The following is a 20,231-nucleotide window of genomic DNA, read 5'->3' as shown; positions in this document are numbered from 1 at the left end:
CTGTCGAGGCGTGGGTCGGCCGTGCGTTTCAGGGGCAATAGCAAACGCTCTGTAGCGATCCTTCGCGCCCCCCTCTGTCCTGCCGGACATCTCCCCCACAAGGGGGGAGATTGGCAGTTTGGGCGCTCCGCTCACGAACTGCGATGTTGGAGATTGGCGAAAGCCGGCGTGACGTCCGATCTCCCCCCATGTGGGGGAGATGTCCGGCAGGACAGAGAGGGGCGCTGTCCCGCCGACGTCAAAGTTTCTGCACCGCACCTAACCCGCCCCATACAGCATCTCGTCCTGCAGCCGGCGCAAGGCGAATAGCCTGGTCGTCGGGTCGGGCGCGGCATTGTCGGCGGTGAGCAATTCGCCTTTCCTCACCGGTTTCAGCACCTTGCCGCCTTCGAGCAGGCCGACGGGCACGGCGTGGTGGGCGCGAGCCTCCTCGACGGTCATGGTCCAGGAGCGGTAGCAGGTCTCGCCGATCGCGTCGAACGTCTCGCCTGCCGCCAGATCGCGCTTGGCCACGGCGCAGACCTCGGCCACCGGCCTCGGCAGCGGCACCATGTCGGGCTTGCCGTAAAGCGCGATACGGGCGGCCGTCAGCGGCACTTCCAGCGAGGTCAGATGGTAGGGCCTGAAGAAGCTGTAATAGGGGCCGTGGCCGATATGCAGATCGTCCATGCGCTCGATGATCCGCGGATGAGTCGCCTCGACGATGACGAAGACACCGGGCGCCACGCCCTTGCCGACGGTATAGTCGACAACGCCCTTCTTCGACAGGATGCCGCCCTGCTCGCGCGGGATCAGCACCTTGACCAACTCGTCACGGTCGGCCTTGGGGCCGTGCATGCCGGGAACGTCGGGTACCAGCCCAGTGGCGTTGGCGATGGCGCACATCTCGACCATGGTTTTCGAGCCGTCGACGAACTCGACCAGCATGCGCGGATTCATGTTGCGGCGCAGCGCTTCCTCCCGGTAGTCGTCGGGAACGGCGTCGTGGTTGAGAGGGTTGTTCTTGCCCTTGCCGGCGGAGACGATGGTGTAGCCGAGCGCCGAGGCGAACTCGATCAGCTCCATGCAGCTCGACGGTTCGTCGCCGGCACCGACCGAATAGACGACGCCGAGCCGGTCGGCCTGCTGCTTGAGGTAGCAGCCAATAGTGACGTCGGCCTCGACATTCATCATCACCAGATGCTTGCCGTGCTGCATCGCCATCAGGTCGAAATCGGCGGCGACGCCGGGCTTGCCGGTGGCATCGATGACAACATCGATGAGCGGATTGGTGACCAGCATCTCGTTCGAGGTGATTGCGATCTTGCCGCTCTCGATCGCTTGGCTGACCTTCGAAGCGCTGTCCGCTTCGGCTGCCATTGCCTCGTCGCCATAGGCGATGCGGATGGCGTCACGCGCTGTATGCGGCCGGCGGGTCGAAATCGCGCAAACCGAAATGCCCGGCATCAGCATGCCTTGTGTCACCAGGTCGGTGCCCATCTCGCCCGACCCGATGACACCGATGCGCACCGGGCGGCCTTCCGCCGCGCGCTTGGCAAGATCCCGGGCAAGCCCGGTCAAGGCGACATTGGTCATGCTGGAAACGTCCACTGCTTTTTTGATTTGAAGCGGGAATAGCAGGGAACGGCAACCCTTTGCCAATCGAAACCGGCCGCGGCCACCTTTTCCTGTGCGCTATTGCAATTCGGCCAGCAAGGCTTGTGCCTCGGCAAGGTTCTTTGCGGAGCCGGCGGCAAGGTCGTCCATCTTGCCATCCCGAAAGATGACGAGCGCATGCTGGCAGGCGGCTATCGCTTCCTCGGCCATTGCCTTCTGCTTGCGAGCAGCACCCAGATCGGTAAGCACGTCGCACAGGCTGTCCTCGGTGAAAGCGATGCCCGGCACCGAACCGATCTTCTTCTGCACGGCGATGGCCTCGCGCAGGATCGGCACCGCCTCCTCGAATTTGGCGACGTTGTTTCCGGCGCGGCCGGCGAGCGTCAGCTGATAGCCGATCTCGTTTTGCATGCTCGCCCAGCGCTCGGGGTCGCGGTCGCGGTCGACCTGGTCTGCCAATGCTCGGTAGACGGCGACCGCCTCGTGGAACAAAGCCGGCGAAGGCTCTTTCGCGCCGATCATGCCAAGCACATTGGCCAGGCTTGCCTGCGTGCTGGCCCAACGTTCGGGGGCGCGGTCGCGCGAGCGCACGCTCTGGATCGAACGATAGATGCCGGCCGAACGCTTCAGCAGGGCAACGTCGTCGCGCCAGTAGCCCAGCGTCGAAAGCGCGCTGGCCAGATTGGTCTGGTTGCGCAGCCATTCGTCGGCATCCCTGTCGCGGCTTATCACTGTCAGTGCCGCCTCATAGGCCTGGACAGACTTGGCCATGGCGTCCGGGTCGGAACTGGCGTTTGCCTGCATCATGCGGACATTGCCGAGGTCGCCTTCGACCGAAGCCCAGAGCGAGCGGTCGGGCAGCGTGGCATAGACGGCCAGTGCCTTTTCATGCGCGGCCGCCGCCTTCTGGTAGAGCGACGGGTCATTGGCGCTGCCGGCAAGGTAGTAATAGGCGCTGCCGAGTTCGTTCTGCAGCTGGGCGTGATCTTCCGGCACCGTGGCGAGGTCGTAGAAGGGCAGCGCCGCTTCAAGCGCCGTCGCCGACTGGTTGAACGCTTCGCCGTCCTGCGTGCGGTCGCCCAGAACCAGGAGCACATGGCCGAGACCCCATTGCGTTGCCGCCCAAGCGTCGGGGTCGCTGTCACGGCTCTGCATTTCGAGCGCCGCGCGATAGGCCACCGCCGAGCGCTGGAGCGCCTCGTCCGAACCGCCATCGGCCTTGCCGAGCATGGAAAGTGCTGCGCCCAGCCGGTACTGCGTCTTCGCCCAGTCCTTCGGGGCGCTCTCCTTGGTTCGCACGGTGAGCGCTGCATCATAGGCGGCGACCGCTTCTTCAAGGACCGCTTTGTCGCGAGCACGGTCGCCCCAGGTCGACAGCGAGTTGCCGAGACTGTGCTCTATTGAGGCGAATTCGAGCGGCGCGGCGGCGACGGTATAGACCTGCGAGGCCTCGCGATAGGCGGACGCCGACTTCCGGAGATAGTCGATGCCGGTGTCCCGATCGCCAAGCGTCGCATAGACCGAGCCCAGATTCTGGTTCAACGAAGCCCAGTCGAGCGGCAGCTTTTCGCGCGGATATTCAGAAAGTGCGGCCTCATAGGCAGCGACCGCCTTGAGCAGCGCGTCATTGCCGGCCTGCCTGGCGCCGAGACGCTGCAAGGCATTGCCAAGCGTCAACTGGCCGTTTGCCCAGCTGGCCGGCGCATGGTCGCGCGTCCACACCGTCAGTGCGGCCTCTGCCGCCTCCCGAGCACGCTGAAGCGTAGCAATGTCGCCATTGATCTGGCCGATCGATTCCAGCGCCGAACTCAAATTGTTCTGGATCGTCGCCCATTGCGCCGGCGCGCGCTCGCGCGTCATTTCCTCCGTCGCCGCCTGATAGGCGGCAACGGCCTGCTCAAGCGTCGGTACGTCTTGTTCACGCTCCCCGAGGCGGAACAAGGCCGCGCCGAGATTGACCTGGCTCAACGCCCAGTCGAGCGGCCCGCGCTCCCTGCGGTATTCGGTCAGCGCGGCGCGATGCGCTTCGATGGCGGCGCGAAAGCTGTCGCTGGTGGCTTGGCGCTCACCCAGTTCGGAGAGCACGATGCCGAGATTATTCTCAGTCGCCGCCCATTCGAGCGGCAGCTTTTTCGACACTTGCACCTCGAGCGCCGCGCGGAACGAGGCAACGGCATTGTCGAGCAACGTCGTGCCGTTCTCGCGCTGGCCGAGCCGCCAATAGACGGTGCCGAGATTGCCTAGCGTCGAGGCCCAGTCGTCCGGATTGGCGTCGCGCGTGTAGACGCTCAGCGCCTGATCGAAGGCGGCTGCCGCTTTGTCGAGGTCTTCGCGGCCGGCCTCGCGCTCGCCCAGCGTCGACAGTGTGGTGGCGAGATTGTTTTGCGTGGCCGCCCATTGCCGCGGGCTGTTTTCGCGCGACACATAGGTCAGCGCCTTTTCATAGGCAGCGACCGCCTGCACCAGAAAGGCGTTGTCGCCCGAGAAAGAACCATGCGCGGAGAGCGCCTGGGCCTCGGCTGCCTTGTAGAACCAGGCTTCATGGTCGTCCCATTTCTCGACCTGCTCATAGGCCTTGGCATAGTCCTGGGCTGCCGCCTGATAGCTGAAGGAGATTTCGTAGGTTTTGGCGCTGTCGCCGAAAACCTCGGCAAACTCGAAACGACGCGCCTTGAGGTCGGCTTCAGCCTGGTCGACGGTCTTCGACAGTTCGCCAACGCGGGCCTTGGCCTGTTCATGGATTTTCTGCGCTGCTTCCAGCGCGCCTTCCTGCACCGCTTGTTCGGCCAGTTTTGAAAGCCGGACGATTTCCGGATCCTGGCTCTTCAGCGTCGCCTGCTCGGCCAGTACCTGTTTCAGCCGCTCGGTCTGGCCGCGCAGCAATGTGTCGAGTTCGGCTGCATCCCTGGGTGTCTCGGTGCCCAGCGTCTTCAGCATGGCGTAGAGCGCGTCCATCGGTACGCCGCCGTCGCGGGCGATCGTCTCGATCTGGCGGCGTTGCGGGTCGGGCAGCGTCGAGATCGTCAGCAGCAGCCGGCGGCGCTCTGTGAGGATCTCGCCCTCCTCGCCTTTCGGCACCTCGGCGGGCGTGCCGAAATAGAGCAGCCGGCGCAGGCTCTCATTGACCCAGGGCCGCTGCCGGCCGCCGGTCTTGAGATAGACCTCCTCGCCGACCATGCGCAGCACAGTGCCGAATTCCTCGCCGCCCATCGTGTCGATGTGACGCAATATGGCTGCCGCGTAGGGGCTGTTGCCGTCGGCGGGACCGTCGAGCGCCACCTTGCCGGGCTCGGCGGCAAAGCCGATGACTTGGCCCAAGCTGTCGTTGCCAGAACCGCTGTCGTCGGCCGAACCCTTGGCCGGCGCGCTGTCGTTCAGCGCCACGACGCTGCGCGTTTCGCCGAGGCCGCCGGCGCCGATCGGCTTGCCCGCTTCACCCGGCTTGAGTTTCAAAAGCGTGCCCGGCGGAAACGGGTCGTTGCGGCAGGCATCGAGCAGCACGATGGTGACCGGCACCTTGGCCTTCAGTTCGGCCACGATCGACGACAGCGGGACCAGCTTCTCGCCGGCATCCTCGAGCGCCGCAATGTCGGCATCGACGGGCACCAGGAAATTCTCGCCACCGGCTTCGATGCCGTGGCCGGAATAGTAGATAATGGCGACGTCGGCACCCTCGGCATCGTCGACGAAGCCTTCGAGGTCGCGCCGCAATTTGCGTGCGTCGCGATTGGTCGCGACATCGGTTTCGAAGCCGAGCCTGTCGAACATCTCCTCGATGGCGCGGGCGTCGTTTTCCGCATTGGGCAGCTTGCCGACATGCTCATAGTCGGACTGCCCGATGACGAGCGCGACGCCTTTTAGCGCCTTCGGCTCCTCGCCCCGAGCAGGAACCAGCGCGCACAAAAGCAGCGCGGCAAACGCCACGCCTATGCGCCCTGTTGCACCTGGAAACAACATCGCCCACCCCAACCCAGCGTGCAATCTTCCACAGCGCCATGGCATCATGATGGCCGGCGCTTGGCAAGTGTTCGGGCAAGAGGTGTTCTTGTCGTGGCCTGTCGTGCCGCTCCGTTGCGATCTTCGCGCCCCTCCCTCGCCCAGCGCTGCGCCGCCGCTACTTGTTTGTTGACAGCATGCGAGGCCCACATGTGGAATTTGGCAGCAGAGAGCTGGAGGCTCCTCAAGCAGAGCGTCCTCGGCTTCATCGATGACAATGCGCTGAGCCATGGGGCGGCGATAGCTTTTTATGCCACGACCTCGCTTGCGCCGATCCTGCTGATCGTCGTCGCTATCGCCGGCATGGCCTTCGGGCACGAGGCGGCACAACTCGCCCTTTCGGCACAGATCGCCGGCCTGATGGGACCGCAAAGTGCCGAGCTGCTGCAGGCGACGATCGAAAACGCTTCGCAGAAGGAAGCGGGAACCCTTGCCAGCATTCTGGGGCTGGTCACGCTGTTCGTCGCCGCATCCGGCGTGTTCGGCGAAATGCAGCTGGCGCTGAACGAAATCTGGAAAGTCAAACCGAGGGCAGCAACGATCTCACGGCTGGTGCGGGCACGCATTGCAAGCCTGGGCCTGGTCGCCGCTCTCGGTTTCCTGCTCCTGGTGTCCTTGGTTGTAAGCGCCGCGATTTCGGCGCTCGGAGACGTCATCAACGCCTATCTGCCGTTCGGCACCATCATCCTGAGCGCGGTCAACGGGATTGTCTCGTTTGCCCTGATCGCGCTGCTGTTTGCCGCGATCTACAAGGTGCTGCCCGACCGCAGTCTGCAATGGCGCGATGTCGGCCTTGGCGCCGTCGTCACCGGGTTTCTGTTCACCATCGGCAAGTCGCTGATTGGCTGGTATATCGGAACCAGCGCTTTCGCATCGTCGTACGGCGCGGCCGGCGCCCTGCTCGTCGTGCTGTTGTGGGTCTACTATTCGGCCGAGATATTTCTGCTGGGCGCCGAATTCACGCGAGCCTATTCGGTTCGGCACGGCAGCCGGTCCGATTTGAAGAACAAGGTGGAATCGCATGACAAATGAGTTCACGCCGAAATTCGACTTGGCCGGCAAGGTGGTGCCTGTCACCGGCGCCTCGCGCGGCATCGGCCGCGCCGGCAGGCGAACTGCATCGGTCAAACCTGGTGTCCAGCTTTCTCATTCATTGCCGGCGAGCCAACGGACCATGTTCGCCATCAGTTTTCCGTAGAACGGCCATCCGAGGAAATTCTGCGAGAGCCAATGCGGGCCGATATCTGTTGCCCAGGCAATCGTGCGGCCGCGGCCATGGCTACCGACGGCAAGGAGCGGCCAGTCGGTGCCGCGGTGGTGGCAGGTCGCCAGAAGCCGGGACGAACCGTCGTGCCTGAATTCCAGCTTGTTCATGCCGAGGATCGGCGGCAACGGCCCCTCCACCCCGGAAAAAATCGGGTGGGATGACTGCAGGATGGAGGTCTGCAGGCCTTGCGGGACCTCCATGCCGTCGCTGTAGGGGAGGCAACGGACCGGCAGCACGTCCTCGACCGGGGTGTCGTGGAAACGCGCCGTCCCGAACATGCCCTGAAAACCCATATAGCCGCCGGCCAGCATCAGCCCGCCGCCACGTTCGACATAGGCCTTGAGCAGATCGAGGCGGTTGACGCCGACACGCCCGGCGCGGGCATCCGGCGTCACCAGCAATGTCAGGGCGCCGACGTCGGAGATCACCACCGCCCGATATTGGGCGAGCGCATCGAGGTCATAGGGAAACTCCGCGCCGCAACGCTCGCCGCCGATCTGCGTGACCGCGATGCGCTCATCGGCCAGCGCGGCATTGAAGGCCGTCGCGCCATTTGTCGAGGTCGCACTTGTAAGCACATCGCTACCGACGGCGACCGACGTCGTCGCCGCAAAGGTTTCGCCTGCAAGCAATATCTTCATTGCCGCCCCCGCACTGTTTTGATTCGAGAGGTTCAGGAAGGGCGCCGGGTGGCCCCGCGCCCCCGCCAGAGTTCGAGCTCTTAAGGATCAGAACTTGAACTCGGCCAGATTTTCAGGGGTCACGATCTTGGCCGGACCAAGGATCAGTTCGCCGCCGGCGCCAATCGTGTATTCGCCGAGCCTGCCTGCCGTGAACTTCTCACCCTCCTTTCCGGTGATCTTGCACTGCGCAAGCGCCTGGGCCGTCTGGTAGGTAAGATAGCCAAGATCGGTGACGTTCCACCAGATATCCTGGGCCGCCCCGTCCTTGATGTATTTCGAGATCAGAGTAGCCGGCGCGAGGCCGGTCAGCTTGACCTTGCCGATCATGCCCGCCTCCTCGAGCGCACGCGCGGCCGCCGGAAGGCCGATGCCTGCCGGGACGATGATCACCTTGAGATCGGGAAACGCCTGGACCAGCGCCAGCGCCTGCTGCTGGTTGATTTGTTCACTTTCTTCGCCATAGGCCACCTGCACCAGCTTCATTTTGGAGAACTTCGGCTCGGCGGCCATCTTCGCCTTCATGAAGTCGATCCAGGCGTTCTGGTTGGTCGCCGTCGGCGTCGACGACAGGATCGCGAATTCGCCTTCACCGCCGCTGAGGGCGAATGCACTTTCCAGCATCATTTCTGCGAGGCTGTCGCCCTTGACCTGATTGACAAATGCCGCGCGAGCATCGGCGGCCACATCGGAGTCATAGGAAATCACCCTGACGCCCTGCTGAACGGCGCGCTTCAGCGCCGGCGCGACGGCATTGGCGTCGTTGCCGGCAATTGCGATGACCCCGACCTTCTGCGACACGAGGCTGTTGATGAATTCGATTTGCGCCTCGGCGGTCGCCTGCGATGGGGCGACCTGGGTAGCGGTGCCGCCAATTTCCTTGGCTGCCTCTTGTGCACCTCCAAAAGCCACTTTGAAGTAGGGGTCTGTGTCGAGCTTGGGCAGGAAACCGACCGTTACGGGTTCCTTGGCGCATTCCTGGCTGAAGGCCAGCGAGGTTGGCGCGAGCAGAACCGCGGATGCGAGCAGGGCTAATCTAAACGCTTTCATTATGACTCCTCCGTCAAAATTCGGGCTTAAAGGAAGGGGCCCGAGATCACCCCTTTGTCTCGCGCATTGCGCGGGATCTGCTGAGCAGCTCCTGTGTGGAGCGCCAGTAATTGCCGACCAGCAGCGAGCCGATCAGAAGCAGGCCAATGATCATGCCCTGCGCGTCGCCGCCGATCTGGTTCAGCGCCAGCACGTTACGGATGATGGCGATCAGGACCAACGCCAGCATGACGCCGGTCAGGCGGCCCTTGCCGCCAAAGACGCTGACGCCGCCGAGCAGCACGATGGTGATGACGTCGAGCTCCATGCCGAGCGCATTGTTGGCGCGGGCATTGGAAAGGCGCGCGGTATAGACGATGCCGGCTATCGCCGCGACGACGCCCGAGACGACGAACAGGTTCAGCACCACCCGGCGCGTGTTTATGCCGGAATAGCGCGCCACCTCGGGGCTGCCGCCGAGCGCGTAGATGCGCTTGCCGGTCGGCGTCTTCTGCAGCACGACCGCAAACACCGGCGCCAGCGCCAGGAAGGGGACGATGGTCCACGGTATCTCGGTGCCCGGCAGATTGTTGATGCCGAAATCCACGACCGCGGGCGGCAGGATGTTGACCGAACCGGTGCCGAGCAGGATGTAGCCAATACCTCGATAGAGCGCCATCGTGCCGAGCGTCACCACCAGCGACTGCAGTCCAAGGCCCGAGACCAGGTAGCCGTTGAAAGCGCCGAGCAGGCCGCCGGCGACGAGCGTCAGCGGGATTGCGGCAAGCGTTGGCACGCCGGCCTGTACCAGCAAGCCAAAGACGACGGACGTCAGCGCCAGCACCGAGGCGATCGACAGGTCGATTTCGCGGGTGATGATGAGCAGCGTCATCGGCAGGATCAGCAGCGCCTTTTCCGAGGCGCTGGCGGCCAGTTGCGAGAGATTGAAGCCGGAGACGAAATTCGGCACGACGATCGCCGCGTAGAGGAAGATGGCCACGCAGGAGGTCGCCAGCAGCAGATCCCAGAAGTCGATCGAACGGAGGAACTTTCTCACCGCGCCCTCGCCTGTCTTGCCTGCTCGGCACGCCGCACGATGAAGGTGTCGATGCCGATGGCGACCAGGATCACCAGGCCGTAGACGCCCTGCAGCCACAGCGGGTCGACGCGCACCAGCGTCAGCCCGTTCTTGATGACGAGCAGCGTGAGCGCGCCGAGGATGATGCCGAGCAGCGTGCCCGAACCACCGCGGATGGCGACGCCGCCGACCACCGCCGACGCGATCACGGTGAGTTCGAAACCGAGCGCGACGCGGGCATCGATGGTCGCATAGCGGGATGCCCACAGCGCACCGCACAGGCCGCCGAGCAGGCCGGCCATGCCAAAGGCCAGCAGAATCCGCCGGTCGACGGGGATGCCGATAAGACGTGCGCCGTCGGGATTGGAGCCGGCGGCAAACAGTTCGCGTCCGATGGCGGTGCGATAGAGCAGCACATAACCCAGGCACAGGATGACGATCGCGATAATGACGATCAGCGGCACGCCGGCGATCTTCAGGCCGGTCATGTCGAGCCAGGCTTGCGTGACTTCGTCGGCGCTGATCTGGTCGCCGGCTGCCCAGATCGAGTTGAAGCCGCGGAAGATCGACATCGAGGCCAGCGTGACGACGATCGCCGGGATCTTTCCCCTGGTAACGACAAGGCCGTTGATCAGGCCAGCGACACCACCGACCGCGCATGCGGTCATCAGGCCGATGCCGATGTCGAGCCCTGGATAGGCCTGGACCATGCTCGCCGCCATGTAAGCCGACAAGCCGATCACCGCGGCGATCGAAAGGTCGATGTTGCGGGTGATCAGCACCAGCATCTGAGCGAGTGCTGCAACTACCAGCAGGGCTGCATCCATCGACACGGCGGTCAGGTTTGCCGCACTCACCATGCGCGGATTGATAATGGTGACCGGGATGGCGACCGCCAGCATCGCGGCGAGCAGGCCGAACTCCCGCCGCTTCAGTATGTCGAGCGGTCCTTTTCTTTTCTCTTCGCTGGCGGCCTGCGCTGCCGGGTCGGCGCGTTTGTCGGCCTTCGTCGCGGCTTCCAGCACCTTTTCCTGGGTGGCTTCGCCCCTGGCAAATTCGGCCGTCCGATGGCCTTCGCGCAGGACGATGATGCGGTCGCACATGCCGATGAGCTCGGGCATTTCCGAGGAGATCAGGATGATAGCCATGCCCTGTGCGGCAAGGTCGGCGATCATCGCATGCACTTCCGCCTTGGTGCCGACATCGATGCCTTGCGTCGGCTCGTCGAGGATGAGGACGCGCGGCTCGGTGCGCAGCCATTTGGCCAACACCACCTTCTGCTGGTTGCCGCCGGACAGTTCCTTTACCGGCTGCCCGTAGCCGGAAAAGCGAAGCTTCATCCGCTTCAGCCAGTCCGAAACCAGATCGATCGCGCGGTCCGTGCCGTAGAAGCCGGAGCGAGCTGCCTTGTCGAGCACGGGCAGCACCGCGTTGTCGAGGATCGAAAAGTCCATCACCAGGCTCTGGCCCATGCGATCTTCCGAGACATAGGCGATGCGCGCATCCATGGCGTCGCGTGCCGATGCAAAGTGCGCGGCCTCGCCGTCGATCAGGATTTCGCCGGCATCCGGCTGGTCGATGCCGAACAGCACGCGCGCGATCTCGGTCCGCCCGCTGCCGACCAGGCCGCCGAGCCCGAGCACCTCTCCGGCGTGGAGCTTGAGGTCGATGTTGGAAAAGCCGCCGGCATGCGAAAGCCCCCTCGCCTCCAGCACCAGCGCGCCGGTGGCGTGGTTTCGTTCCGGATAGAGGTCGGTCACTTCGCGGCCGACCATCATGCCGATGGCGGCGGCGCGACCAAGCTCGGCCTTCGGCTTGATGCCAATGAGGCGGCCGTCGCGCAGCACCGCGATGCGGTCGGCGATGCGGAAGATCTCGTCCATGCGATGGCCGACGAACATCATCGCCACGCCATGCAGCCGCAGGTCGGCGACGACGGTGAACAGCCGCTCGACCTCGCGCTGCGACAGGGCGGCCGTCGGCTCGTCCATGATCAGCACCCGCGCGTCGAGCGACAGGGCGCGGGCGATCTCGACCAGTTGCTGTTCGGAGGTGCGCAACGTTCCGAGCCGGGTTTCGGCCGGCACGTCGAGGCCGACTGTCGCCAGCACCTTGCGCGCGCCGGCAAGCACGGCAGCGTTGTCGATGCCGCCGAAGCGATCGCGCGGCATATGGCCGAGATAGATGTTTTCCGCCACCGAAAGATCCGGGAAAAGACCAGGATGCTGGTGCATGACCGAGATGCCGGCAGCCTGGGCATCGTGCGGCGAATGGAAGACCACAGGCTTGCCGTCGACTTCGATATGGCCGCCGGTAGAGAGGTACACGCCGGCCAGCAGCTTCACGCAAGTGCTCTTGCCGGCGCCGTTTTCGCCAAGCAGAGCCAGCACCTCGCCTGGGCGCAATTCGAAGGACGCGTCCTTGAGGGCAATGGTGCCGCCGAAGGCCTTTGTCGCCTGAACCAGGGCAACGGGGACCGCCACGTCGCTCTTCACCATGGCATCGGCTTCGCCTAATGCGCCCAAGTGCAGCACCCTTCCTCCCTGGTCCTGTTTCTTCAATTTGCTATATTAAATGGGCCGGCGCCGCAACTGGAAAATTGACTTCCGTGGCCCCGAAGGGCACTGTCGCTTCGCGCACGGGTGCAGCTGGAGCGCTCGACTGCGGCAACTTCAAAGCTGCAGGCGACTAGAGCAGTTCCGCGGCAATGAAATGGGGAGGCGCCGGTTTGTCCGGAAAAGGCAGCAATTCGGTCAAGGTTCGGCATTATAACGAGCGCTTCGTGCTCGATGCCATCCGCCGCCTGAAGGAGGCATCCAAGTCCGATCTGGCGCGCGCCGCAAATCTGACGCCGGCCGCGGTCGCCACCATTGTCGACGGGCTGGAATCGTCGGGATTCGTAAAGCAAGTGGGAAAAAGGTTCGGACAACGGGGGTCGCCGTCCACTCTCTACCGACTTGCACCGGAGCGCATCTACAGCGTCGGCATCAAGATCGGCCGGCGCGCGCTGGAAGCCGTGCTCGTCGACTTCGCCGGCGAGGTCCGCTCGCGCGAGTCGCACGAATATCGCTTTCCGGACCCCGATCTGGTGCTCAAGGCCGGCAACATGTCGCTGGCCACTTTCGACAAGCTGGTCGAGGGGCTTGGCGATGCCAGCATCGTCGGCGTCGGCATCGCTTCGCCATATTTCCTCGGCGGCTGGAGCGAGGAACTCGGCTTTCCCGACGACCTCGGTAGCCGCTGGGAAGCAATCGATCTGACGACATTCTTCGCCACAAAACCGAAGACCCCGGTCTTCGTGGAAAACGACGCGTCATCGGCCGCACTCGCCGAGCTCATCCAGGGGACCGGCGCACGGTTCCGCGACTTCATGCATATCTCGATCGACACCTTTGTCGGCGGCGGACTGGTGCAAGGCGGCAAGGTCCACACCGGGCCGCACGGCAACAGCGCCGCGCTCGGTCCTTTGCCGGTCTCGCCTTCAAGCCTCGATTCGGTGGCGGCCAAGCCGGCGCGCTACCAGAGCCTGCTGCATCGCGCTTCGATCTATGTTCTGGTCAATCATCTCAAATCGCGCGGCGTCGAGATCAATCGTGCGCGCGAACTCGATCCCTTGCCGCCGGGGGCGCGCGAGCCGCTGTCGGAATGGATCGACGATTGTGCCAATGCGCTGGTCGAGGCGATCATCGCCATCACCTCCGTGATCGACATCGAGGCGATCGTCCTCGACAGCATCCTGCCGCGGCCGATCCATCTCGAGCTGCTGGCGAAGGTGCAGACCCAGTTCAACAGGATCAGCGCCATCGGCATCGTGGCGCCGGAAATCGTGTCGGGACAATTCGGCCCCGAGGCTTCGCCGATCGGCGCGGCGATGCTGCCGTTCTCGGCACTGTTGGCGCCCGACAGCGGCGTGCTGATGATCGGCAAGGACAGAACAATGCTGCTGGGCAGCCTTTCGAGGCTTGCCAGCCAAGGCCAACCAGCAAGAAGCTCAGCGCCTTCAACGGGATAAGATGGTGCTGCGAACGAGCATCAAGCTCTGGACATCATCAACATCAGCTCACAGTCCGGCACTGACACGGCGGGCTTTTTGCGCCGGCACCGGAACTTTTAGCGGCTGCTGATCTTCATTCGTTACCGACATCGAAATGCTCGATCGGTCCGCGCTCCGCTTTAGTGCGGGCCCCAGGAAGCAAGGAGGAACACATGAACTGGGATCAAATCAAGGGAAAATGGACGCAGTTCAAAGGCAAGGCGAAAGAGCAGTGGGGTGACCTCACCGACGATGATCTTGATCGCATCGAAGGCAACCGAGACCAGCTCTTGGGACGTATCCAGGAGCGATATGGCATCGCCAAGGAAGAGGCAGAGCGCCAGGTAGATGACTGGTCCAGAAGCATCAGCTGAGTCTTGGACGCAACGCCGTCTGCTGCCCCACCACCGGGGTGAACTCTGCGTCGCCCGCCGTGCCGACTGGTGCGGCGGGCCCTTTCGACAGCGAGGCCCGGGAGGAACCTTTAGCCGTATCTAATGTTCTACTTGCGTGGCGGGCTTCACCCCGACGTGCGCCTAGCCCGGAGGCGAAGGAGTGCAATCATGAACAACATTATCTGGCTGGTCGGCGCCATCGTGATCGTAATCGCTATTTTGAGCTTTTTGGGTCTGCGATAGCACATCTGAGCCCTCTCTTCGAGCCGGCGGCCCGGTCGGCATGGCCTCAGCACACCCAAGCTGGTCAGACTTAGGTCCCAAGCAAGACGCTCCAGGAATGGACCGAAGCCCCGGCTGAGGAACGTAGCCGGCTGGCTCACGTTGTAGTGAGCTTTGGCGCGACCAAGATGCGTCTGGGCGGAAGAGTTCAAGCCAGAGAGGAGAAGCCCGACGTTCCGAACGAGCGTCGGGTTTGGGCGCAAATGCAAACGATCAGCCGACTGTTCGATTCCCATGCCCAGGCAGCACGTGCTGTTGCCAGGCTTCAGGCCGGCGGGATTCGTCGCCGGCAGATCAGCGTGGTCGGATCTTACAATGACAACGATGAACCGATCAGCGTTGCTGGATATTACGACGATGAGATGAGCGGTCTCTGGCGGGGTGCGGGCGCAGGGGCCGCACTTGGCGCGACGGCTGGTCTGCTGGCCGGTTTTAGCGCTTTTGGAGCTCAGGGCATTGATCCCGCGGGGATGACCGGCATGGCTCTGGTCGGTGCGGCGTGGGGCGGCTTTGGCGGCGGGCTTCTCGGAACCTTCGCCAATTTTGCCCAGAAGCCGGGCAAGCCGAAGATCGCAGAGGGTGTCGTTCTGGTGATGGCCCGCGTCGATGAAAAGCAGGCCGGCGCCGCGCAGGCAGTGCTTCGGAGTTCCGTGGAGATGCCGCGGCGCATCTGCCGTTCCGGACAGATGAAGACGAGCGCTTACACAAATTCAAGCCGGCTCCGCGTCCAATCTGGTGCCCGATGAAGTTTGTTTCGCGAAACGGGAATTCAAACCGGAGGCGCCCGACGAAAGTTTGGCAAACCAACACCTTGGAGGCATGCGGGCTGCTTGCCGTCGTGCTGTCCCTTATCCTTACGGTTCTATTGGCAGGTCTCATCCTTGGCTGAAGCCGTGCCCTTGCCGCCGGCGACACGGTGCCAAGCTCGGGCAATCGGCAACTGGCGAAAGGTGTGGCCAGTTCGAAGGATTAAACCATTCGTGCTAAGCGTTCACAGCTTGTCGCCATAGGAGAGGACGCCGAGATGGACAAACGGGCTGAAGGAGACGCGGAGAGATTGGCTCGAGGCGAGTTCGAGCTCAAAGCCGAACGATATGGCGTGAACGCCTTTCTTCTCGTTGTCGAACTTATAAATCTGCTGGAAAAGCGCGGAACAATCAGCAGCGACGACGTCGCGACAATAGCCGAGGCCGCCGCACTTGCCGTTGCCGCATCCAGCGAACCCGACATGAACAGCATCAATCTGTTGCAGGCCATCGCCGCCGCACGCCGGCCCAAATAGGGCAAGTCCGGCAGCAATCGGCGCGAACCGAAAACGCTATATTGAAACTGATCTCGATCGAGCGTCCGGAGCCATTTAATGTGCAATGACTACGAGCAGCACATCGCCTGGGCCGAGTACTGCCGGATGATGGCTTTGCTGGCGCTCAATATTCCCAGCCATCAAACCGAACTGGATCTGCCGCAGGCGGATGACATCCACATCAACGACCCCGCGCCTGTAATGCGGGCTGCCGGCAACACAATCGAACTGGCGTCGATGACGTTCGGCTTTCCTCCGGCCGGACCAAAAGGCGGACCTGTATTCAACTTTCGCTCGGAGGGTCGACAATTCGGCAACAGCAAACGCTGCCTCGTCCCGGCGTCGGCATTCTTCGAATTCACGGGAACGAAATATCCGAAAGCCAAGCACAAGTTCACGCTGAATGGCCATTCGTTCATGGCGATTGCCGGGCTTTGGCGCGAGGGTGTCGGCAACAAGCCGCCGACGTTCACGATGCTGACGACCGATCCGGGGCCGGACGTGGCGCCATATCACAATCGGCAAGTGGTTGTGCTCCCGCCATCGGACTGGGCGGCATGGATCCATCTGACGAAGTCCGAGGCTGAACTCATGCGGCCGCTGCCGGAAGGGTCGATCAGAGCGGAAACAGTTCGCGCAGGTTCCGAGTAGGAACCATCGAATGAGCGTGGAAAAGATTATATGATTGCGCCAACATCGCAGGTAAACTTGTCGACCAAAACTGATGCCGATCTTCTCAGTCCAGCATACGACGGTCTATCGCTATAGCCGGCCGGTGAGGTTCGGCGAGCATCGGCTGATGTTCAGACCGCGCGACAGCTTCGATCAAAGACTCCTGGACCACGCCTTGTCTGTCGATCCCGAGCCGAAAGAGGTTCGCTGGATCCATGACGTTTTCGGAAACTGCGTGGCGGTGATCGATTTCGAGAACCCCGCGAAAGAACTGCGCTTTGCGACAGACATTCGGCTGGACCACACGCCGCAGCATGCGCCCGATTTCCGTATCGACGAAGCTGCGCTTCACTATCCGTTTTCCTACGATCCCGACGAAGCCGCAGATCTCTCCCAGACGATGGAACGTCAATACGAGGATGACAGTGACGAGGTTGGCAAGTGGGCACGACAGTTCCTCAGTGCCGCAGGGCACACCGGGACCGGCAATCTGTTGATGACGCTTTGCTATGCCATCCACGAGAGCTTTGTGTATTCCCGTCGAAGCGAGCCAGGGACGCAGCCGCCGCTGATGACGTTGCACCTGCGTCGCGGCACATGCCGGGACTTTGCGCTGTTCATGATGGAGGCGGTTCGTTCGCTCGGCTTTGCCGCCCGTTTTGTGACTGGTTACGTCTATGTGCCGAGCCGCGACAGCGCGACGGTTCTTGGCGGCGGGTCGACGCATGCCTGGTGCCAGGTCTACCTGCCGGGTGCCGGCTGGGTCGAGTTCGACCCCACCAATGGCATTGTCGGCAATCGGGATTTGATCAGGGTGGCCGTGGCCCGGCATCCTCGTCAAGCCATTCCGCTTTCCGGGAGTTATTCGGGAAGCGCGTCGAGCTTTCTTGCAATGACCGTCGAGGTGAATGTGGCGAAGGAGATCGGTGCGTAGGAAAATTAGCATCCGCTGATGTTTTCCCGGAACTGTTTGGCCGACGCGGAGTTTGCCCGGTTGCTGAATGACAACAATCGGAGCGTCGATGCGGATCCGCGCAGGTTACACCCTCACCTACGAATGTCCGCAGCCAACGCCGATGCTGTTGGCGCTCGAAATCCATCCATCGCGCCGGGTCGATCTGTTGACGGAACAGGTCATCGATTTCGATCGTCCCGTCGAAGCACGCGGCTACGTCGACGGTTTCGGCAACGCCTGCACGAGGATCGAGGCGCCCTCGGGCCTGACGACGATCTCAACCACCTTCGATATCTACGATAGCGGCGAGCCCGATGCGGTCGCCGAGCAGGCTGTGCAGCACAAGATCAAGGACCTGCCGGACGAAGTGCTCGTCTTTCTTCTCGGCAGCCGCTACTGCGATACCGATCGTCTTGGAGATTTTGCCTGGGCGAAATTCGGCAATACCGCGCCTGGATGCGCGCGTGTCCAGGCGATCTGCGATTTCGTTCACAATCACATCGTCTTCGACTACCAGAAAGCCGACCCGCTGCGGACGGCTCACGACAGCTTCACCGACCAGGCCGGCGTTTGTCGGGACTTTACCCATTTGGCGATCGCGCTATGCCGTTGCATGAATATTCCCGCGCGGTACTGCACCGGCTATCTCGGTGACATCGGGGTACCGCCGGCGCCGTATCCGATGGATTTCAGCGCCTGGTTCCAGGCCTATCTCGCCGGCACCTGGTTCACATTCGATCCTCGCCACAACCGCCCGCGCATCGGGCGGATATTGATGGCAACCGGGCGCGACGCGACCGACGTCGCCATCTCAACCAGTTTCGGTTTTTCGCGGCTTACCCGCTTCGAAGTCGTGACGGAGGAGGTCCAGGCCGAACCTTCCCTGGCGTCTGTCGAAAATTCCGCGTTCTCACCTTGAGCTGCAAGGTTCGTAGAGGTGGGTCGACGATGTCCCGAGGCCCCTCTGACCTCGAGGTCAGGGCCGCGCTGCATTCAGGGCGACGCTGGCGCCATGCGAATGCATCCGCCCGCACGATATAAGCGCTTCAGCCCCGCTTGACGTTGCCGGCGGTGACCTCGTCTTTGTGGGCGGCGAAAGCTTCCAAGACTTCGGTTTTCTCAGGCTTCGGAATTTTGAAATGATCCAGGGTCCGCCCGAGTTCCGCTGCGACCTCATCGAATTCCGCGGGGGAAATCCGCAGGTCGCGATGCGCCTCCTCGAGGCCGAGCGGCGTCGTGCCGGGCTTGGTGGCGACGAACTTGAAGGGCCCGCCAGAAACGTCGCAGACCCACAGCGTGCGCATGAACTTGAGGCCGGGCAACCTTTCAAGGTTCTTGGTGTGCCATTTGCGCAATTGTGGGTTCTTCGACTTCTTGCCGACGATCGGGTTCTTCACGACGGCGTCGCTGAAATGATCGATCACCGCTGCGATGGCGAATACGCCCCCCAGCCGCTCATACAGACTTTTGTCAGCTGTGGTTTTCTTGGCCTGGGCGAGTGCGTTGTCGGCGGGCAATACCGCCGTCGACGCGGCGGCCAGCGCCAGCGCGGCAACAACACTTCGTCTTGTCAAAGAGGTTGAAACAGCCGTTTTCATCCCTGGTTCCCTTCGAGGTTAGGCCAGAGCAAGCCGCAGCCTGTCTGGCGGGCTTCATGAAGTGACATTCGGACACTTTGCTATATTTTAGCATCGTCTAAGGAACAAACGAGCCCTTCGCCCGAATTATTCCGATGGACGGCATTCTCACGGTCAACATGCGTAAAAAGGGCGAAGGCCGCGCGGATGAGGAAGGCTTAAGCACGCGTCGCTGCACGCGGCAGAGGTCGCGAAGCCACTTCGGCCGCATCGGCCCGATCGATGTTGCGGGCACCGTAGTGTTCCTGGCCTCGCTGGCGGCGGTCGCCTGCGGCCAATAGCCTGTGCTTTTCAAAAATCGCTAGCTTCTGCGGATAGGTGATCCGCACCTTTGCGTTGCACCCGTCGCATTTGAAGTGCGCGATTGTTCTGAGTGCAGAGCCCTTTCTTACCGCCGGATGCGAGCAATCCGGACATTCGAATGTGAGCGCGACATCCGATAAGTCTTTGGCTAAGCCCATTTCCATCCCCTTCGCAAGCTCGGTGGCTACACTCTGGCGATTCTCAATGGGCAATTCAGATGCCAAACGGCTGTGCCAAAGCGGGATTAGACCAATTCACCTCGGAACGCCGCAAAGCTAGTGCGCCTTCTCTCTGCCTTTTGAGCGACGAAGAGACCTAACTTCCTCCAGCAGTTCGCGCTCATTGGTAGTCAAGTTTCGGAAGATTGCGACAATCATCACCGCTAAGGCTTCGGCATCCAGGCTTAAAAGGTCAATGTGTTCATCTGCGCAAACCTGATCAAACACGCGTTCACAAATAGCCAAATCGTGAGGGCTGAGGCGAGTGCTATTGAAACGCCGGCGCGACATTTGCGAGCCTTCGACGCCCGCCGCCCTGTTGCAAAAGAAGCGGGCCCTGGCAGAAACGCGAGTCGTTGAGTGGTTGTTCCCGGCTGCAAGCTTTGCTAAGCCGCCTGCAGCAGGGGCAGACCAGAAGCCTTTCCCCGCACGCATCATGGCGCATGCGAGCGGAGCTGTGCGCCGACCTTGGCACCTCAGACATTTTCGAGCGCCCGCCTGAGCGGCTCTGGCTGCCATGCGCGGGCCGATCTTGGACGGCAGGACCGTTGGACTCACGTCAGACACAGTAGCCTGGGGGCAAGACTGCTTCGAACCCTAAACGGGGCCGTCGGCTACCCATTTGACGACCGGAGGAGCCACGCGTTCCTCTGCTGGCACTCGTCATCGCAGCCAATGCCACCGCGACGACCTAGTTCCAATACTTGAAAACTCTCCCGAGACGGTTTGGCATCATGAACAGTCTTCTTTGGCGGCAGGCGCACTAGGGTGGCCCGAAATTTGGTCC

General features: G+C 62.6%; 16 protein-coding genes. 9 read left to right on the top strand and 7 right to left on the bottom strand.

The window, feature by feature from the left end; genetic code table 11:
- Positions 1 to 258: 258 nt before the first annotated feature.
- Together NKJ93_RS28110 and NKJ93_RS28105 are read right to left on the bottom strand one after the other, a co-directional pair.
- Positions 259 to 1,575, bottom strand: coding sequence for an NAD(P)H-dependent oxidoreductase (locus tag NKJ93_RS28110; protein ID WP_352493823.1), 1,317 nt, complete (start codon positions 1,573 to 1,575; stop codon positions 259 to 261).
- A gap of 99 nt (positions 1,576 to 1,674) precedes the next feature.
- Complete coding sequence (locus NKJ93_RS28105) at positions 1,675 to 5,520, bottom strand: caspase family protein (RefSeq protein ID WP_352592372.1); 3,846 nt, start codon at positions 5,518 to 5,520, stop codon at positions 1,675 to 1,677.
- A 222-nt stretch (positions 5,521 to 5,742) separates the two neighbouring features.
- Here NKJ93_RS28105 and NKJ93_RS28100 point away from each other — a divergent pair, with 222 nt between their 5' ends.
- The gene (locus NKJ93_RS28100; protein WP_352493821.1) at positions 5,743 to 6,624 is read left to right on the top strand and encodes a YihY/virulence factor BrkB family protein; all 882 of its coding nucleotides are present in this window, start codon (positions 5,743 to 5,745) and stop codon (positions 6,622 to 6,624) included.
- A gap of 114 nt (positions 6,625 to 6,738) precedes the next feature.
- On the opposite strand, the gene NKJ93_RS28095 is transcribed toward NKJ93_RS28100, so the two are convergent.
- The 4 genes from NKJ93_RS28095 to NKJ93_RS28080 all read right to left on the bottom strand — a co-directional run bounded on the left by NKJ93_RS28095 (position 6,739) and on the right by NKJ93_RS28080 (position 12,180).
- The gene (locus NKJ93_RS28095) at positions 6,739 to 7,500 is read right to left on the bottom strand and encodes a glutamine amidotransferase (protein ID WP_352493820.1); all 762 of its coding nucleotides are present in this window, start codon (positions 7,498 to 7,500) and stop codon (positions 6,739 to 6,741) included.
- Positions 7,501 to 7,587: 87 nt separating this feature from the next.
- On the bottom strand, positions 7,588 to 8,589 hold the full coding sequence (locus NKJ93_RS28090) for a rhamnose ABC transporter substrate-binding protein (RefSeq protein ID WP_352488291.1): 1,002 nt from the start codon (positions 8,587 to 8,589) through the stop codon (positions 7,588 to 7,590).
- A 46-nt stretch (positions 8,590 to 8,635) separates the two neighbouring features.
- A complete protein-coding gene (locus NKJ93_RS28085) occupies positions 8,636 to 9,625 on the bottom strand; it encodes an ABC transporter permease (RefSeq protein ID WP_352493819.1) in 990 nt (329 codons plus the stop codon).
- Positions 9,622 to 12,180, bottom strand: a complete 2,559-nt coding sequence (locus tag NKJ93_RS28080; RefSeq protein WP_352493818.1) for an ATP-binding cassette domain-containing protein — start codon at positions 12,178 to 12,180, stop codon at positions 9,622 to 9,624. Before NKJ93_RS28080 ends, NKJ93_RS28085 begins: the two co-directional genes overlap by 4 nt.
- Positions 12,181 to 12,374: 194 nt before the next feature.
- Between NKJ93_RS28080 and NKJ93_RS28075 the strand changes: the two genes are divergently transcribed.
- The 7 genes from NKJ93_RS28075 to NKJ93_RS28045 all read left to right on the top strand — a co-directional run bounded on the left by NKJ93_RS28075 (position 12,375) and on the right by NKJ93_RS28045 (position 18,205).
- A complete protein-coding gene (locus tag NKJ93_RS28075) occupies positions 12,375 to 13,658 on the top strand; it encodes an ROK family transcriptional regulator (protein WP_352592370.1) in 1,284 nt (427 codons plus the stop codon).
- Positions 13,659 to 13,852: 194 nt separating this feature from the next.
- A complete protein-coding gene (locus tag NKJ93_RS28070; protein WP_023677416.1) occupies positions 13,853 to 14,053 on the top strand; it encodes a CsbD family protein in 201 nt (66 codons plus the stop codon).
- A gap of 506 nt (positions 14,054 to 14,559) precedes the next feature.
- Positions 14,560 to 15,102: a hypothetical protein gene (locus NKJ93_RS28065; protein ID WP_352493816.1), complete on the top strand. Its 543-nt coding sequence runs from the start codon at positions 14,560 to 14,562 to the stop codon at positions 15,100 to 15,102.
- A gap of 278 nt (positions 15,103 to 15,380) precedes the next feature.
- On the top strand, positions 15,381 to 15,638 hold the full coding sequence (locus NKJ93_RS28060; RefSeq protein WP_352493815.1) for a hypothetical protein: 258 nt from the start codon (positions 15,381 to 15,383) through the stop codon (positions 15,636 to 15,638).
- A 78-nt stretch (positions 15,639 to 15,716) separates the two neighbouring features.
- Complete coding sequence (locus tag NKJ93_RS28055) at positions 15,717 to 16,310, top strand: SOS response-associated peptidase (RefSeq protein ID WP_352493814.1); 594 nt, start codon at positions 15,717 to 15,719, stop codon at positions 16,308 to 16,310.
- 73 nt (positions 16,311 to 16,383) lie between these two features.
- Positions 16,384 to 17,265 (top strand): transglutaminase family protein, encoded by an 882-nt coding sequence (locus tag NKJ93_RS28050; RefSeq protein ID WP_352493813.1) that lies wholly within the window; start codon positions 16,384 to 16,386, stop codon positions 17,263 to 17,265.
- Between the two features lie 88 nt (positions 17,266 to 17,353).
- Positions 17,354 to 18,205 (top strand): transglutaminase-like domain-containing protein, encoded by an 852-nt coding sequence (locus tag NKJ93_RS28045; RefSeq protein WP_352547875.1) that lies wholly within the window; start codon positions 17,354 to 17,356, stop codon positions 18,203 to 18,205.
- 127 nt (positions 18,206 to 18,332) lie between these two features.
- On the opposite strand, the gene NKJ93_RS28040 is transcribed toward NKJ93_RS28045, so the two are convergent.
- Entirely contained in the window at positions 18,333 to 18,884 is a 552-nt protein-coding gene (locus NKJ93_RS28040; RefSeq protein ID WP_352547877.1) for a group I truncated hemoglobin, read from the bottom strand.
- Between the two features lie 134 nt (positions 18,885 to 19,018).
- Between NKJ93_RS28040 and NKJ93_RS28035 the strand changes: the two genes are divergently transcribed.
- A complete protein-coding gene (locus NKJ93_RS28035; RefSeq protein WP_352482421.1) occupies positions 19,019 to 19,204 on the top strand; it encodes a hypothetical protein in 186 nt (61 codons plus the stop codon).
- Positions 19,205 to 20,231: the final 1,027 nt, after the last annotated feature.

Origin of the sequence: Mesorhizobium sp. M0028 (genome assembly GCF_040323855.1) — a bacterium.
Taxonomy (GTDB): Bacteria; Pseudomonadota; Alphaproteobacteria; order Rhizobiales; family Rhizobiaceae; genus Mesorhizobium.
Note: the sequence above shows the minus strand (reverse complement) of the source record. Positions and strands in the feature narration are given on the sequence as shown.